General features: G+C 69.5%; 14 protein-coding genes and 2 pseudogenes. 3 read left to right on the plus strand and 13 right to left on the minus strand.

What is annotated here, in order from left to right:
- Positions 1 to 174 precede the first annotated feature (174 nt).
- A pseudogene (locus OG729_RS38965) lies at positions 175 to 456 on the plus strand (glycoside hydrolase family 65 protein); the annotation flags it as partial.
- A gap of 483 nt (positions 457 to 939) precedes the next feature.
- Positions 940 to 1869: a pyridoxamine 5'-phosphate oxidase family protein gene (locus tag OG729_RS38970; RefSeq protein WP_405810880.1), complete on the plus strand. Its 930-nt coding sequence runs from the start codon at positions 940 to 942 to the stop codon at positions 1867 to 1869.
- 174 nt (positions 1870 to 2043) lie between these two features.
- On the opposite strand, the gene OG729_RS38975 is transcribed toward OG729_RS38970, so the two are convergent.
- Both OG729_RS38975 and OG729_RS38980 read right to left on the minus strand, forming a co-directional pair.
- A complete protein-coding gene (locus OG729_RS38975; RefSeq protein ID WP_405810881.1) occupies positions 2044 to 3042 on the minus strand; it encodes a 2-hydroxyacid dehydrogenase in 999 nt (332 codons plus the stop codon).
- 106 nt (positions 3043 to 3148) lie between these two features.
- The gene (locus OG729_RS38980) at positions 3149 to 4021 is read right to left on the minus strand and encodes a universal stress protein (protein WP_405810883.1); all 873 of its coding nucleotides are present in this window, start codon (positions 4019 to 4021) and stop codon (positions 3149 to 3151) included.
- A gap of 379 nt (positions 4022 to 4400) precedes the next feature.
- Between OG729_RS38980 and OG729_RS38985 the strand changes: the two genes are divergently transcribed.
- On the plus strand, positions 4401 to 4859 hold the full coding sequence (locus tag OG729_RS38985; RefSeq protein ID WP_405810884.1) for a pyridoxamine 5'-phosphate oxidase family protein: 459 nt from the start codon (positions 4401 to 4403) through the stop codon (positions 4857 to 4859).
- Positions 4860 to 4884: 25 nt separating this feature from the next.
- Here OG729_RS38985 and OG729_RS38990 read toward each other — a convergent pair.
- The 11 genes and pseudogenes from OG729_RS38990 to OG729_RS39040 all read right to left on the minus strand — a co-directional run.
- Positions 4885 to 5646, minus strand: a pseudogene (locus OG729_RS38990) (sensor histidine kinase); the annotation flags it as partial.
- Between the two features lie 115 nt (positions 5647 to 5761).
- Positions 5762 to 6007, minus strand: coding sequence for a TrkA C-terminal domain-containing protein (locus tag OG729_RS38995; protein WP_405810885.1), 246 nt, complete (start codon positions 6005 to 6007; stop codon positions 5762 to 5764).
- Positions 6008 to 6045: 38 nt separating this feature from the next.
- Complete coding sequence (locus tag OG729_RS39000; RefSeq protein WP_405810887.1) at positions 6046 to 6648, minus strand: cation-transporting P-type ATPase; 603 nt, start codon at positions 6646 to 6648, stop codon at positions 6046 to 6048.
- Positions 6649 to 6657: 9 nt separating this feature from the next.
- Positions 6658 to 7647, minus strand: a complete 990-nt coding sequence (locus OG729_RS39005) for an Acg family FMN-binding oxidoreductase (RefSeq protein WP_405810888.1) — start codon at positions 7645 to 7647, stop codon at positions 6658 to 6660.
- 22 nt (positions 7648 to 7669) lie between these two features.
- Positions 7670 to 8575 (minus strand): universal stress protein, encoded by a 906-nt coding sequence (locus tag OG729_RS39010; protein WP_405810890.1) that lies wholly within the window; start codon positions 8573 to 8575, stop codon positions 7670 to 7672.
- Positions 8576 to 8894: 319 nt separating this feature from the next.
- Positions 8895 to 10094, minus strand: coding sequence for an ABC transporter permease (locus OG729_RS39015; protein WP_405810891.1), 1200 nt, complete (start codon positions 10092 to 10094; stop codon positions 8895 to 8897).
- Positions 10091 to 11260, minus strand: a complete 1170-nt coding sequence (locus tag OG729_RS39020) for an ABC transporter permease (protein WP_405810893.1) — start codon at positions 11258 to 11260, stop codon at positions 10091 to 10093. The genes OG729_RS39015 and OG729_RS39020 overlap by 4 nt, the downstream gene beginning before the upstream one ends.
- A 7-nt stretch (positions 11261 to 11267) precedes the next feature.
- Entirely contained in the window at positions 11268 to 12251 is a 984-nt protein-coding gene (locus OG729_RS39025; protein WP_405810895.1) for an ABC transporter ATP-binding protein, read from the minus strand.
- 91 nt (positions 12252 to 12342) lie between these two features.
- Positions 12343 to 13059, minus strand: a complete 717-nt coding sequence (locus OG729_RS39030; RefSeq protein WP_405810897.1) for a CBS domain-containing protein — start codon at positions 13057 to 13059, stop codon at positions 12343 to 12345.
- The gene (locus tag OG729_RS39035) at positions 13056 to 14384 is read right to left on the minus strand and encodes a nicotinate phosphoribosyltransferase (protein ID WP_405810898.1); all 1329 of its coding nucleotides are present in this window, start codon (positions 14382 to 14384) and stop codon (positions 13056 to 13058) included. Before OG729_RS39035 ends, OG729_RS39030 begins: the two co-directional genes overlap by 4 nt.
- Positions 14377 to 14517, minus strand: coding sequence for a hypothetical protein (locus OG729_RS39040; RefSeq protein WP_405810900.1), 141 nt, complete (start codon positions 14515 to 14517; stop codon positions 14377 to 14379). Before OG729_RS39040 ends, OG729_RS39035 begins: the two co-directional genes overlap by 8 nt.
- Between the last annotated feature and the right edge of the window lie 30 nt (positions 14518 to 14547).

Raw genomic sequence — 14547 nt, forward strand, 5'->3', positions numbered from 1 at the left:
GCCATGGTCATTAAGGAGCGTCCGGACCTCGAGCCCCGACTCGGGGAGGTCAGAATCCGCCTCGAGGCGCCCTGCGTACGCCCCCGGTATCGATGCCCGCAAGGACGACCCGGCGCGCTGCGCGGCCAGTTCGGCGCCCGCATCGTCTTCGAACTCTGACACACCAATGTCACCGCGGCCTGGGTGCTCGCCCGCAGTCTCGACCTACTGCGTTCTTTCCCGGAGCCGCGCTCTCCCGGAGCCGCGCCGCCGGGACCTCTTCGAGCGCACCGGACTCGCCGAGCCGAACTCGACCTCTGGGAGGGCGTCTCCCGGCTGCTCCACGTCCCCTTCCACGGCGGGGTCATCAGCCAGTTCGAGGGCTACGGCGAGCTCGCGGAACTCGACTGGGACGGCTACCGGGACCGCTACGGTGACATTCGGCGCCTCGACCGGATCTTGGAGGCCGAAGGATAGACGGCCAACAACTATCAGGCGTCCAAGCAGGCCGACGCGCTGATGCTCGGCGATCTCTTCTCACCGACCGAACTCCAGGGCCTCTTCCACCGGCTCGGGTACGAGGTGATCCGCTACCAGGGTCACTGGGGTGTACGGCTCCGGCTGCGCGCGGGACGGCTGCAGGTCACCGTGCCCGAATCCGACCGGTCTCCGATCGACATCGCCCTGCTGGACCGAACGGTCTCGGTGGCGCCCGGGGAATCCTGCACGCTCATCCTGCCCCCGGGAGTATCGCCAGGACACAGGACGGTACGACGCCCCGTCGGGCGCAGTGTGACCGCATCGCTTCGCAGCGGAAGCATTGGTTCGGGGCGTAGACATCGGAGCTGTCCGGCGCCCGTTCGGGGCCGGTCGGCCCTTTCAGCAGGGCATGTCGCCTCATGCGTCGGCACGCTAGGGCGTGGCACGTTGGGTGGCAAGAGCAGGAAGGCGGTGGCGGTCATGCGAGCCCAACTCGGTGATCATCTCGTGGTGGAAGGCCCGACCACGGGCTCAACCAGACGAGACGGCGAGATCGTCGGACTCCACCACGAGGACGGTACGCCTCCCTACGACGTTCGCTGGTCGGATACCGAACGGATCACGCTGGTGTTCCCGGGGCCCGACGCGCATGTACAACACACCGAGCACGGGCTCGAAGCGCCTCGACACATGTCCCTCCCGAGGACGGACGATTCAGGAGGGGAGGCGGTTGCCGTGTCCGACACGACCGCGTCCCAACGAGCACCCAACCCGGGTGATATCGGTCGGCGCGTGGCTCTCGAACGCAAGCGCCAGGGACTTACCCAGGCGGAAGCGGCTCGCCGTGCCGGAATGGCACCGGCGTACCTGAAGTATCTCGAAGAGCGGCCGGCCGACCCGAGCCGAGCGACTCTCATCAGGCTGGCCGGCGCCCTGGGGACCAGGGTCGCCGACCTACGCGGAGTCGGCATCGATCTGCCGCCCGGCCAGGGACAGGCGCTCCGCCACCCCCGGCTGCAGGACCTGACCGCGGAGGAATGCCGCTCCCGGCTCTCCACACATGGCGTCGGGCGGGTCGCGGTATCCACGCCCGATGGCCCAGCGGTCATCCCGGTGAACTACGAGGTCATAGAGGACGCGATCCTCTTCAGGACCGCCCCTGGCTCCACCCCGGCAGTGACTGTGGGGGCAGAGGTCGCCTTCGAGGTGGACCATGTGGACGAGGCCATGAGCCAGGGCTGGAGCGTGCTCGCCGTTGGCCCCGCGCGGGCGGTTGCCGAGCCCGACGACGCGCGCCGGCTGGTCGAGCGGTCGCACACCGATCCGTGGGCAGGGGGCAACCGCGAGCTGTGGGTGTCGATCCAGCCGACGCGCCTCACGGGGCGCCGTATCACTCCATCTGATCAGTGAGTGTCCGCCGGGTTCCTCCCACGGCCACGTTCCCCCGACGGCCAAAGAACGGGCCCCGCTTGTGGTGGCACGCCAAAGGCTCCAGTGAGCATTGGACGGGACGTTGCTGCCGTCCCGTTGATAACAACGCGCAGCCGTGGCACCACAGTTACTTTCAAGGCGCCGGACCGTGGGCTACTCCTTGGGTCGGACGAGGACGTTGTCGCTGGTGCGTCCGGCGAGATAGTCCGCGACGTTTCGCACCGTAGTGTCGATGATCTGGCCGACCGCGTCCCTGGTGAAGTACGCCTGATGGGAGGTCACCAGGACGTTTCGGAAGGTCATTAGGCGGGCGAGGGTGTCGTCCGTCATCACCTCCAGGGAGTGGTCGACGAAGAACACACCGGCCTCTTCCTCGTAGACGTCCAGTCCCACCCCGTCGAGTCGGCCGTCGCGCAGCGCTGCCACCAGCGCGGCCGCATCGATGAGCCCGCCGCGGCTTGTGTTGATCAGGATCGCATCTGACTTCATTCTTCCCAGGGCGTCGGCGTCCACGATGTGATGGGTCGCGGGCAGCAGGGGAACGTGCAGGCTGATCAGGTCGGCTTCACCGAACAGGCGGTCCTTGTCCACGTACTCCATGCCGAGTGCCAGGCAGTCGCTGTTCTCCTGCACGTCCCATCCCAGCAGGCGCATTCCGAAACCGTGCGCGATGCGACTGAACGCGGTGCCGATCTTTCCCGTCCCCATGACGCCGACGGTTCGGTCGTGGAAGTCCCTGCCCATCAGACCGTTGAGCCGAAAGTCGAACTCCCTGGTGCGCCCGGCAGCGCGGACGGTCCGGCGGTTGAGGGCCAGGGCCAGCGACCAGGCGAATTCGGCGACCGAGTACGGGGAGTAGGAGGAGACTCGTGCCACGGTCAGGTCCAGCTCCCTGGCCCGGTCCAGATCAATGTTGTTGTAGCCGGTCGAGCGCTGGGCGATCATCCGGGTGCCGCCGTCGGCGAGGGCAGCGAGGACGTCCGCGTCCAGGACGTCGTTGACGCTGCTGGAGACCACCTCGTATCCGCGGGCTGTCGGCGCGGTGTCAGGGTTGAGGAACAGCTCGAGACAGCGCACCGCGTGCTGGTCGGCGAACGCCACCTCCAGCTGCGGTCGCTCATCGGCGAGCACCCCGAACGCGATTATGTCCATCCCTGTCCTCCTCGATTTCGGCGGGCGTGGCGGAGTCTGCCGTGTGTGATGCCAAACCGGCATGACCCGCCACTGCGCGGGCCACGTTGCGGAGGCCGGCCGGCTCTCAATCGTGCGGAACTACCGCGACGGGGCAGGTCGCATGGTGGAGGGCGGCACGGGCGACGGACCCGATGCGCGTACCGATGGGGGAGCGGCGTAGGCGGCGGCCGACCACGAGCAACCGCGCACGAGAGGCGGCCGACAGGAGCACCTGCCCCGCGCTCCCGATTTCGACATGCTCGATCACCGGCACGTCGGGAAACCGCTTGCGCCAGGGGGCGAGTGCCTGCTCCAGTGCCTTCTTCTCGAACGGTTCCAGCCCTCCCGCCTCATCGGCCAGGCGCATCGAACCAGGGCTGTAGGCGAAGACGGGCGGCAGACTCCAGGCCCGCACCGCTCGCACGGTCGCCCCCCGTACCGCCGCGGCCTCGAAGGCGAATCCCAGCACCGCGTCGCTGTACTCCGCCCCGCCCTGCTGTCCCACGACGATCTCAGCGCCCTCCGGCTCGCCTGCGTCCCCTGCGTGGGCCCGGACCGAGACCACGGGACGCGTGGCAGCAGCGATCACCTGCTGACCGTACGAGCCGAGCATGAAGCCGACGAGGGCGCCCTGCCCTCGTGATCCCAATACCAGCATCTCGGCCTGTTCGTCGGCGCCGAGCAGCGCGGCAACGGCGGTGTCGGGCACCACCTCGGCGGACACCGACAGGTCCGGGTACCGGGCGGCCACATGCGTCTCGGCTTCCCGTACCACTGCGTTGGCCGATTGCGTCAGTGCCTCCCTGTTCTGGACCACGGGCACGTCGAGGGGCTGCCAGAGCCAGGCGTGCACGATCCGGACCGGCAGCCCCCGAAGTGTCGCTTCGCGGGCTGCCCAGTCGGCCGCGGCCAGGCTTTCCGGGGAACCGTCCACTCCTACAGCGATTGCGCGGGTCATGAGGCTGCCTCCGTACGGGGTAGAGGGCACGGTCACCTGAACCGGCCCATGTCCATTCAGCATTACGGAACCGGGGCAGTCGGCCGAGAGCCGGTCGGCCCAACACTGGTACCCGTTCGGCTGCCACGGCTGAAGCGGCGACGGCTCCGATGCGAACGCCGCCCAAGCTTGTTGTCGCCGGGTGAGTCGAGGCCCCATGCACGCGACTGCCGACCCCAAGCCGTTCGCCCGTTTGCCAGGGACTCTCGGCCCATTCCCAAGCACTGGCCGACGCCGGAGTGTTGGGTGCGTACAGCCGCAGTTCCGGACAAAGAGAGGTAACGGCGAGGGCGTGCGTGCCCTACCTCAATCCGGGCGGACCGCCCTAAGGATGGACGCCATGCACCACCACGACGGCTTCCGAGAGCTCGACCGGCAGGTGTGCCTGCGTCTGCTGGGGCAGGTGTCGATCGGCCGCATCGTCTACACCGACCAGGCCCTGCCTGCCATCCTGCCGGTGAACTTCTCCTTGGACCACGACTCCTCCGTGGTGCTGCGCACGTCGGCGGCCTCCCGTGTGGCCCGCGCGGTGGACCAGGCAGTGGTGGCGTTCGAGGCGGACCGGTTCGACGAGGCGGCCGGCACCGGGTGGAGTGTCGTCGTCATGGGCCCGGCGAGCCTGGTCACTGACCCGGGGGAGCGCGAACGGCTGCTGCGGACCGGACCGCGCTCGTGGGTGCCGGTGCCGGACGGAGTATTCATCCGGATCCGTCCCGAACTGGTGACCGGACGTGTTGTGGACCGCAATGAATTCCGTTCGGAAGGGCGAGTGTCGCGCGATCAGCCGTCCGCCCCGTGATCGCGGTGGAACCTGCGAGTGGGACTCAGGCGGTGTCGATGGGGACGCGCCAGACCAGCGAGGTTCCGCCACCGGACGGGCAGGTCAACTCCAGCTCGCCGCCCAGCTGCTGGGCCCGCTCCGAGATGTTGGCCAGGCCGCTGCGGCGCCCGTCGGGAGGGAGCCCCACCCCGTTGTCGGAGACGGTCAGTACCACTTCCCGTCCGTCGGTTTCCAGTGCCACGTCAGTCCGGGTGGCGTGCGCATGGCGGCAGACATTGGTGAGCGCCTCGGAAAGAACTGCCACCAGGTGGTCGGCAATCTCCCGCGGCACGTTGGTGTCCAGCAGCCCCTCCATCCTGAGGCTTGGCGCGAAGCCCAGTACCGGAGCTGCTTCTCCGACGGTCCGCACCGCGCGTGCCCGCAGGCCCTGCCCGGTCCCGGCCTCGCGTGAGCGCAGCCCGAAGATGGTCGATCGGATGATCTTGATGGTCTCGTCCAGGTCGTCAACTGCGCGCAGCACACGCTCCGAAGCTGGGGAGTGCTCGATCAGACGCCCCGCGCTCTGGAGTGTCATGCCGGTGGCGAAGAGCCGCTGGATTGCGAGGTCGTGCAGGTCACGGGCGATCCGGTCGCGGTCTTCCAGCAATGCGATCTGCTCTGCGTCGCTGCGTCGCTCCGCTAGCTCCATCGCCACCGCCGCCTGACCGGCGAAACTCCGCAGCGGGTCCGTCTCCTCGTCCGCGAAGACCGTCGCGCCCGCCTCGCGGGCCAGCAGCAGCACTCCTCGTACCCCGTCCGCGGTGCCGCACCCTCCTTGCTTCGCGGGGGGCCTCCACTGTCACACTCCGGCGCCTCATTCGGATGGGCCGACAGGTCCCGACGCAGGGGCGTCCGGCCGCGTTTCGGCCCAGTGGCCGCACTCACTGGAACGCCGCGTGGATCTCCTGCTCGGTGGCGCTGTGCGAGACGAGCAGCAACTCGTCACCGGGCTGAAGGCGGACAGCCGGTCCGGGCACGGTCGGCCGTCCGTCCCGTATGACGGTGGCGACGGCGGTTCCGTCGGGCAGAGGGATGTCCGAGAGGGGTTTGCCGACTGCGCGAGAGCGCGCGGTGATCACGGTTTCCATGATCTCGACCCCCGCCTTGCTGAGGCGTAGCAGTGCCACGGTATCGGTGGCGCCGGTTGCCTCCTCGATGAGGGAGATCAGCGGAGTGGCAGCAGGGACGGCGATGTCGACACCCCAGCGCTGGTCGAACAGCCAGCGTGCACCAGCTCCCGCGCGGGCAGTTCTCGCAGCACGGCGTCGCGCAGCACCCGGCAGGTGTGCGGCACCATCGCCTGCAGCGACTCCGCCGTCCGCTCGGCCGAGTACTCCTGGGCGAACCCGATGGACGCGTTCAGTACCACCACGCCCAGGATCGCCACGGCGAGTTGCAGGGTGCCGACGTCCCGTGGCTCCTGGAGTGCGTACGCGAGGAATGTGATCGCTGAAGCGATGAGCAGGACTACCGCGAAGAGGTCCGTGAACTGGGCTGCCACTTGCCGCCACATGGCCGGGTGCGCTGCGCGCGGGAGTTCATTGGACCCGAACTGCCGGAGCCTGGCGTCGGCTGCCGCGGTCGTCAGTCCACGGGGCGAGGTGTCCAGGGCGGAGTACACACCGATGGGCGGCAGCGTCCGTATGGCGAGGCCGTCGGCATCTGCCGCCGCAGCTTCCTCGCCGGAGCCGCCGGGAGTCAGTACATCCGTCGGGGTGGCTACTACTGCGTCCCCGAGGCCCGCCGCCCCGGGCGGCGGGCCGGGCACCGGTGCGGGTCACGTGAAGTCGAGGACATCACTCACCGACCGGCGCGGGGTCGCGGGACCTTCGGGGCCGTATCCGAGGCGGATCACCATTTGCACGTGACCCATCGCCGACCCCGGGTCGCGTACGGCCCACCGCAGTTCCGGCCATTCGAGGGCCTGCGACGTCAGGGACGTGACCAGCCCGTCCAGGGTGGCCTGGAGCAGAACCCGCTCCATCCCCTGACCTGCTCGCAGCCAGTCCTCCGGCCGGTCGCCGGCCGTACCGAGCAGCGCGAGGCGGGGCTGCTTTTCGAAGGTGGCAGAGCCGCGGCCGGGAATGGGACGCCGGCCGGCAAAGTCCCGCACGGGAGCGGTGACATCGTGCTGACGGGGGCCGAAGGCATACGCGGGGATTCCCTCCCGCCGCGAAGCATCACCCTTGGCGCCCGTGTCGGTCCAGCGAGCCAGCTCTTCCCGCACTTCGGGTTCGAGCGCTTCACGCCCCTCGGCGTCGTGCACCAGGTTCAGCACGGACTTCACATGCCATGCGTCGGGAACGTACAGCCGGGCGCCTTCGAGCAGGGCGGCGCCGCGCAGCCCGTCCAGGATGTCGTCCGGGATCTCCTCGTCGGTGAAGGGGTGGCGGCTGGTGTGCCGTTGGCGGACGGCGGGGTGGAGTACGGCGAGATCGTGCTCGGGGCCCGCGGGTTCGGCAAGGTTCACCTCGGCCAGCAGCCACGGATCGGCGGGGTCGGGGAGCAGTGTGGTGACCGGTTCCCGGCCGGCGTGCACGGCGGCCACCCGCAGATTGAACAGCGCCGCGGCACAGCCGAGATGGACGGCACGGTGCATTGGGTCCGACTTGGGCATCGTGCGCTCCGGATCGGCGCGCAGCTGCATCGTTCCGGTGCTGCTCAGGAACCGGAACTTCCAGGGCTGTGCGTTGTGCATGGACGGGGCTGCCGTGGCGTCCTCGACGAGGGCTGTCACGGTGGTCGAGTCGAGCGGTGGTGAGGGCACTTGATCCTCCTGCCCGGAGCGGTCAGTCGTGGGTGACGACGGCGACAGGTGCGGCGCTGTGGTGCATCACGGCGTGGGCGACGGGGCCGATGTGCCCACCCAAGGGAGCCCGGCGCAGGCGCCTGCCGACCACTACCAGATCGGCGTCGGCGGCCGAGTACACCAACTGCTGCGCAGGCGATCCGATGAGAGCCCGCTCGACAACCTGCACCGACGGGAACTTCAGCTGCCATGGCAGCAGCATGTCGCTGAGGGCCTGCTCGACTTGCCGGCCCACTTCCAGCTGGATGCCGGGGTCGAGCATCGGCGCGTAGCTGAACACGAGGGGGAGCGTCCAGCCGTGTACGGCGCGGAGGGTGCAGCCACGCCGTGCGGCCTCGTCGAAGGCGAAGGCCAGGAGCTTGTCGCAGGACTGGTAGATGTCCAGGCCGACGACCACGTCGCGGTACCCGGATGCGGCGTCGGTCTGCTCGGCGCCGCCGGACCTGGTGCGGGACTCCTTGTCGTGGTGCTTGGGGGCCCGTACCAGCATGACCGGCTGCTCGGTGACACTGACCGTGGCCATGCCGACCGAGCCGATGAGGAAGCCCATGATGCTGCCAAGACCCCGGGAGCCGAGCACCAGCATCTCCGCCTCACCCGCCTCGACGGGCAGGGCGGCAGCGGGCCTTCCGGAGAGCCGTAGTGTGGTGATCTCCAGTCCGGGATGGCGCTGCCTCAGCTCGTCGGCGGCATCGGCCAGAACCTTGTCGGCCCACTGCTGCTGCACTTCGGGTCCGACCATGGGTATGGCCGCGGTCGTGGGCCACTCCTCCGCGTGAACGAGATGCAGGGGCACCTCGCGCAGCACTGCCTCCCGGGCAGCCCATGCGGCGGCGGCGCGGCTCTCGGGCGACCCGTCCAGGCCGACGGTCACGTTGCGGGTCATGGTGCGGACCTCCTCAGGAGCCACGCGTGCGGCCACAGTTCCAGCGTCACTGTCCGGCCGCGGTGGGAGGAGGGGCCGAGGGTCCCCCGGAGGGGCCGACCGGCCCTGGTTCCCGCGGGACCTCCGGTCAGTACAGTGACGCGCGCCAGTGCTGGGCGACGGCGACCACCAGCCCGGTGTCGAGGCGTACGCTCATCAGAAGCCATGGATGGAACCGGAGCGCCCTCATCAGCGGGCCACAGCCGGCGCGACAGCGGTGAATCGAGCGCCGACTCCACTCTGACCGCCCGGTATGCCGCGGCAGTCGTCGTCATGGCGGTCAGCTCCTTGTGCCGGGTGCCGCCCCGGTCAGCTGCCGGCGAAGCCCGAACGAGGCCAGGGTCAGCAGTGCCGCGGCGAACGCGGACAGAATGATGAGATTGCGGAGGATGTCGGTGACACCGCCGTTCTGGGACAGCAGGACGGTCCAGGAGTCGACGGCCCATGCGTGCGGCACGGCATGACCTGCGGTGCGCAGCCACCCGGGCACGAGGGCGAGCGGCCACATCCAGCCGCCCAGCATGCCAAGGCCGATGCCGACAGCCGGGCCGATGGCGCTTGCCTGCTCAGGGGTACGGAACACAGCCCCGGACAGCACGCCGGCGCCGGTTCCGATCAGCGCCCACACAGCGATCAGCAGGCCGGCCGCGAGCGGGTTCCCCCACGACACCCCGAAGACGAGCGCACCGATGCCCACAATCAGCGCCGACTGCACGAGCGCCAGGGCCAGATACGCCGCGGTCTCCCCGAGCATCAGGGTTCCGGCCGTGACCGGCGCCGCCAGGGCGCGCTCGTAGACGCCGGACCGGCGCGTCTGGACTATCGCCGCGCCACCGGCAAGCGAGTTGATGAACACGAACAGCACAAGCATGGTGGGCGTGCTGTAGCCGTAGCCGAGCGGCAGGATGTCGCTCGGGCCGCTCGCCGAGACCGACCGCACCTCGATGGGGGCGACATGGGCTTCGGTCGTACGGGCCTGCGCCAGACGTTGATCGAAGGTGCCGCCCGCCTCGGCGACGGCGAAGTGGGCCGCCTGTACCTGCGCCGCATGCCGGGCGACCGCAGCCGAAATCGACGAGACAGCGGCGTGGCCGCCCGCTGCCGACTCCTGCACGAGCACCGGGACGGACACCGGCCGCCCGGCGCGCACCGCGGTGTCCAGGCCGGGCGGTAGCAGGACGACCGCGTCGGTCTCGCTGCGCCGCAGCGCGGTGCGTGCCGCGCTCTCGTCGCCGTACGTCCGGGCCTTGAGCCCGTCGGAGCGGTCCAGTTCGGTGGCCAGCGACCGCGCGATGGGGGCTTCGGCACCGTCCCCGGGCCGTACGACCGCGATCCGGAACTGGTCGAAGCCGCCGACGACCGCCCCGATGACCACGATGATCCCCACGGGCAGCAGCAGCATGAAGAACAGGGCCGTCCGGTCGTGCGCCGTGCGCAGCAGTGTCGTCCGGCTGACGGCAAGAACCGCGGTCCTCTTCATGAGGGCCTCCGCAGGCGCATCAGCAGTGCCGTGACCGCGACGATCACGAGGCATACGGAGCCGATGCCGAGGAGTGGCGCGCCCACGGCCTCCAGCCCCCGCACTCCGGTGCCGAGATCGGTGAACCCTCGCAACGCCCAGCCGTTCGGCGTGAACAGGGCCATACGGCGTACGAGATCGGGGCCCACGGGTGCGAAGACGAAGTTTCCGCCGACCAGGACCAGGGCGAACACCACGATCGAACTCAGCCCCTCGGCCTGCCGCTCGGTGCGCGCAAGTGTGATCACGAAGGCAGTGAAGCAGACCACTGACACGGCGGTCGCGGCGCACAGCGCCACCACTCCGAGGGGGTCGGCCCACTCTGCGTCGAACAGGAGCCAGGCAGCGGTGATGGTCGTGCCGAGCCCGGCGAAGCTGAAGACGAACGTGGACAGCGACTTGCCGAGCAGGATCGTCCACTGGCTGACCGGAGCCGCCCCGATGCGGTCAAGGGTGCCGTTGCGCCGCTCTGCGAAGTAGCCACGCGCACCGAATCCCACCGTGAACAGGACGAAGAACATGCCCATGCTGGGGGCGAAGTAACTCACGGCCTTGATCGGGTCGTTGGGCAGGCCGCTCGGTTCCACTGTTTCGGGCAGCCTCAGCCGCAGGGCCCGCTCGGTGACTGAGGGCACGTCCGATTTCGAGACTCCGGCCGCCACGGCGGTGCCGACGGACAGCCGGTCGGCGTTGACCTGCGCCACGAAGGACTCGGTCACGGCGCGGGCGAACTGCGCCTGCAGCGCGTAGTCGGCACTTTCGTACACGGTGACCGGTACGGGTGTCCGGCCGCTGAGAGATGCGGTGAAGCCGGCCGGCACGATGACGGCCGCTTGGACGCTGCCGGCGTCGACCGCGGCCCTGGCCTGTTCGGCGGTTGTGAAGGACCGCAGCGAGGCTGTTCGTGCCAGTTCGGGACTCTCCAGGGTCTGCCGCAGTCCCGTCGCTGCGGGCCCCCGGTCCTGGTCCACGTAGCCGAGATCGGCGTGGAACTCCACGCCGCTGCCGAACGACAACGCCATCAGAGCCGTGATGGCGAGCGGAGCGAGGAACACCAGAATCCACGCCGAGCGGTCCCGAAGCCTCTGGCGAAGGTCCTTGGCGGCGATGGTGAACACCGCGTGCATCGCCCGTTCACTCCCTCAGTGCGGTGCCGGTGAGATGCAGGAAGACTGCTTCAAGGTCCGGCTCGACGATCTCGACGCTCTTGATCTGGATACGCCGCTCATGCGCGAGGTCGATCAGGGCGGGCAGCAGGCTGCGCGCGTCCTGGACCACGGCCTGGACGACGCGCCCGTCCGCGCCCCCGACGTCCGCGCCGTCGACACGCGGCAGGGCCCGGCATGCGGCGGCGTACGAGGCGAGGTCACCGGAGGCGGTCAGTCGTATCCGGTCGCGCTCGGCGACCAGCGCGACGAGTTCGCGTGGCGTCCCCTCGGCCACGAGCTGCCCCCGGTCGATGATGCCCACGCGATCGCACAGTCGTTCAGCCTCTTCCATGTAGTGCGTGGTGTACAGGATCGCCATGCCCTCCGCGCCGAAGCGGTGGACACTCTCGAGGATCGCGTGGCGGCTCTGCGGGTCGACGCCGACCGTGGGTTCGTCCAGCACCAGCAGCGTCGGTGAATGCACAAGACCGGCGGCGATGTTGAGCCGTCGGCGCATTCCGCCGGACAACGCCTCGACCCGGTCCTCTGCCCGGTTGCTGAGGTCCACCAGCTCCAGCACCTCGTCCACTCTCCGCTCCAGCCGCCGGCCGGAGAGCCCGTAGAGACGGCCGAAGAAGCGCAGGTTCTCCCGGGCACTGAGGTCCTGATAGAGCGCCACTTCCTGGGGCACAAAGCCGATCAGTCGCTTGGCCCGGGCGGTCCGGCCCGGTCGCCCGAGCACCTGGACGGTGCCGCCGTCGGGCGGCAGCAGTCCGCACACGAGCCGGATCGTCGTAGTCTTTCCCGCCCCGTTGGGGCCCAGCAGTCCGTAGGTCTCACCCGGCGCCACGCTGAAGCTCACCCCGTCGACGGCGGTGCGCTCACCGAAGCGCCGGACGAGCTCCGTGCATCGCAGTACCGCCGACTCCGCCTGCGGCGGTGCGTGAGGCGTTGCTGCTTCAGCGGTCATGGCTCCAGGCTGGGCCCGCCGCGGGCTGTGGCACGAGGGCCGGGCGGGCTGCTCCGACAGGGCCGGTCGGCCCTGGGGAGCGTCGTCCGGGTCACCAGGGCCACCCGTACTCCGTACCTTCCGGTGGCGCGAGCCCAGAATCGTTGACGCGTGACGAGAGGTGGTCCACCACCGACACCACTCCGTCCAACCGCTGCGTGAGCTGAAGTACGACAGGGATCTGACTGTGCCGCTCCAGCAACCCCTCCAGCGTGACCACCCCGTCGACGACATGGACTTCGATCACGTTCGGCGCCAGCCCGAGTGCGTCCGTCAGCACGTCTTCGACCACATGGCGGCGGATTTCGGAGTCGGGTCGCAAGAACACCTGGAGGAGATCGCGCCGTGTGACGATGCCGACCAGGCGGTCTTCGGCGTCCACCACAGGAAGCCGTTCGACGCCGCGCCGGAGCATCGTCCGGGCGGCCTTGGCAATCGTGTCTTCGACACGGACAGTGATCGCGGGTGCGGACATCAGCAGGCCCGCGGTGAGGCCTTCCCGCTTGTCGTCCCGCGTGTCCGCGGTCGAGCGGGGGGTCCGCCCGTGCCGAGGTCCCTGTTGTTCCTCGTCCGCTCCTCCGGCTGACGCCTGACGGACTAGAAGGTCGCTCTCGGAGACGACCCCGAGCACTCTGCCGTCGTCGTCGAGGACAGGCAGTCCGGTGATGTCGTGTTCGGCGAGCAGTTTGGCGACATCCTTGAACGGCGTGGCAGGCGTGACCGAGATGACCTCGCCCACCATCAGGCTTGCGACATTGCTGAGTTTCATGTCCGTATCTCCTCCTCGATACGGCGACGTACCACGGCCGTCATGGCCGCCAGTCGCCGGGATGTGACCGGGCGGAGTGGTTCGGGGCTGTGGATACGCCGTACCGATGCCGGGAGAGCGGCGAGGTCGGCGTCGAACCGCGCGCGGGCGTCCGACAGGCGGTCCGGCGTCCCCGTCCTGCAGCCCCCGCGCATGACCGTGCGGAGAAGAGGTTCCCGGCCGGGCGGTGGGTCCTCGTTCCACACGCCGATCACGTCGGCGCGGCCGGACCGGCGGAAGACCTGCTTCGGCGCGGGGGCCGTCACCTTCGCGGAGGAGAGCTTCATGACCGGCCGCCCGTCGTACTCGACCAGTTTGTATGCCGCGTCGAGGTAGGGCGCGTCCGCGGCCACGCCGACGCGGGTACCGACGGCATACACGTCGATCGGGACGCCGGCCCGCACGAGCTCGTCCACTGCGTACTCGTCCAGGCCACCGCTGGCGATGATGCCGACGTCCGTGAGGCCGCCGGCGTCGAGAATGTCCCGCGCCCTGCGCGCGAGAGCCCCCAGGTCACCGCTGTCGAGACGAATGGCGCAGCCAGGACCGCGCCCGAGCTCCTTGAGCACCCGTGCCGCGATCGCGACTCCGCCATCGGTGTCATACGTGTCGACAAGGAAGGTCACCGGTCCGGGGTGGGTACGGGCGAACCTCCGAAACGCCTCCTCTTCGCCCGGGAAGGCCTGGATGTATGAGTGAGCCATGGTGCCGGAAGCGGGAATGCCGAGCCTGGTGGCCGCTGCCACGTTGCTGGTGCCCGCGAATCCGACCAGTGCGCCGAGCCGGGCGGCCTGGAACCCCGCCTGCGGCCCGTGCGTGCGGCGCAGGGAGAAATCCACCAGGGGCCGCCCCGCGGCTGCGATGACACAGCGCGCCGCCTTGGAGGCGACCGCCGTCTGATGACACAGCTGAGTGAGCAGGTAGGTCTCGACGAGCTGGGCCTGCGGCAGGGGCGCGGTCACTTCCAGCAGCGGCTCTCCGGCGAACACGAGCCGCCCTTCGGGGACCGCGCGGACCTCGCCATTGAATTCCAGGCCCAGCAGCGGCTCGAGATCCCGGGCCGGCCGGTGAAGAGCCTCGGCGAATTCCTCCACGTCGTGCGGACCTACGCGGAAACGGGACAGGTAGTCGAGCGAAGGCTCCAGGCCGGCGGCGACCAGGAACCCGCGGTCGGGCGGCAAGTCCCGTACGAACAGACTGAAAGTGGCCGGAGCACGCATCCCCTCCCGCAGGTAGGACATGGCCATCGTCACTTCGTACAGATCGGTCGTGGTCACCTCAGACATGGCGGTCGCCGCCCTTTGCAGCCGCGGAGTCGTCCACGTCGTAGGTGAGCCGGGCGATCTCTTTGCATGGGGTGCCCCGCTGCACGCTCACGGCCGTGGGGAACATCAGGTCGGCGACGCTGCGGTGCCTCATGGCGCGCCAGTCCTTTCCTTCACATGGCGG

Origin of the sequence: Streptomyces sp. NBC_00210 (assembly GCF_045160975.1) — a bacterium.
Taxonomy (GTDB): domain Bacteria; phylum Actinomycetota; class Actinomycetes; order Streptomycetales; family Streptomycetaceae; genus Streptomyces.

Bases quoted from the DNA above. Each gene is read 5' to 3' on its own strand.
- OG729_RS38970 (WP_405810880.1), top strand. From the start codon at position 940: ATGCGAGCCCAACTCGGTGATCATCTCGTGGTGGAAGGCCCGACCACG.
- OG729_RS38975 (WP_405810881.1), bottom strand. From the start codon at position 3,042: ATGGACATAATCGCGTTCGGGGTGCTCGCCGATGAGCGACCGCAGCTG.
- OG729_RS38980 (WP_405810883.1), bottom strand. From the start codon at position 4,021: ATGACCCGCGCAATCGCTGTAGGAGTGGACGGTTCCCCGGAAAGCCTG.
- OG729_RS38985 (WP_405810884.1), top strand. From the start codon at position 4,401: ATGCACCACCACGACGGCTTCCGAGAGCTCGACCGGCAGGTGTGCCTG.
- OG729_RS39010 (WP_405810890.1), bottom strand. From the start codon at position 8,575: ATGACCCGCAACGTGACCGTCGGCCTGGACGGGTCGCCCGAGAGCCGC.
- OG729_RS39015 (WP_405810891.1), bottom strand. From the start codon at position 10,094: ATGAAGAGGACCGCGGTTCTTGCCGTCAGCCGGACGACACTGCTGCGC.
- OG729_RS39020 (WP_405810893.1), bottom strand. From the start codon at position 11,260: ATGCACGCGGTGTTCACCATCGCCGCCAAGGACCTTCGCCAGAGGCTT.
- OG729_RS39025 (WP_405810895.1), bottom strand. From the start codon at position 12,251: ATGACCGCTGAAGCAGCAACGCCTCACGCACCGCCGCAGGCGGAGTCG.
- OG729_RS39030 (WP_405810897.1), bottom strand. From the start codon at position 13,059: ATGAAACTCAGCAATGTCGCAAGCCTGATGGTGGGCGAGGTCATCTCG.
- OG729_RS39035 (WP_405810898.1), bottom strand. From the start codon at position 14,384: ATGTCTGAGGTGACCACGACCGATCTGTACGAAGTGACGATGGCCATG.
- OG729_RS39040 (WP_405810900.1), bottom strand. From the start codon at position 14,517: ATGAGGCACCGCAGCGTCGCCGACCTGATGTTCCCCACGGCCGTGAGC.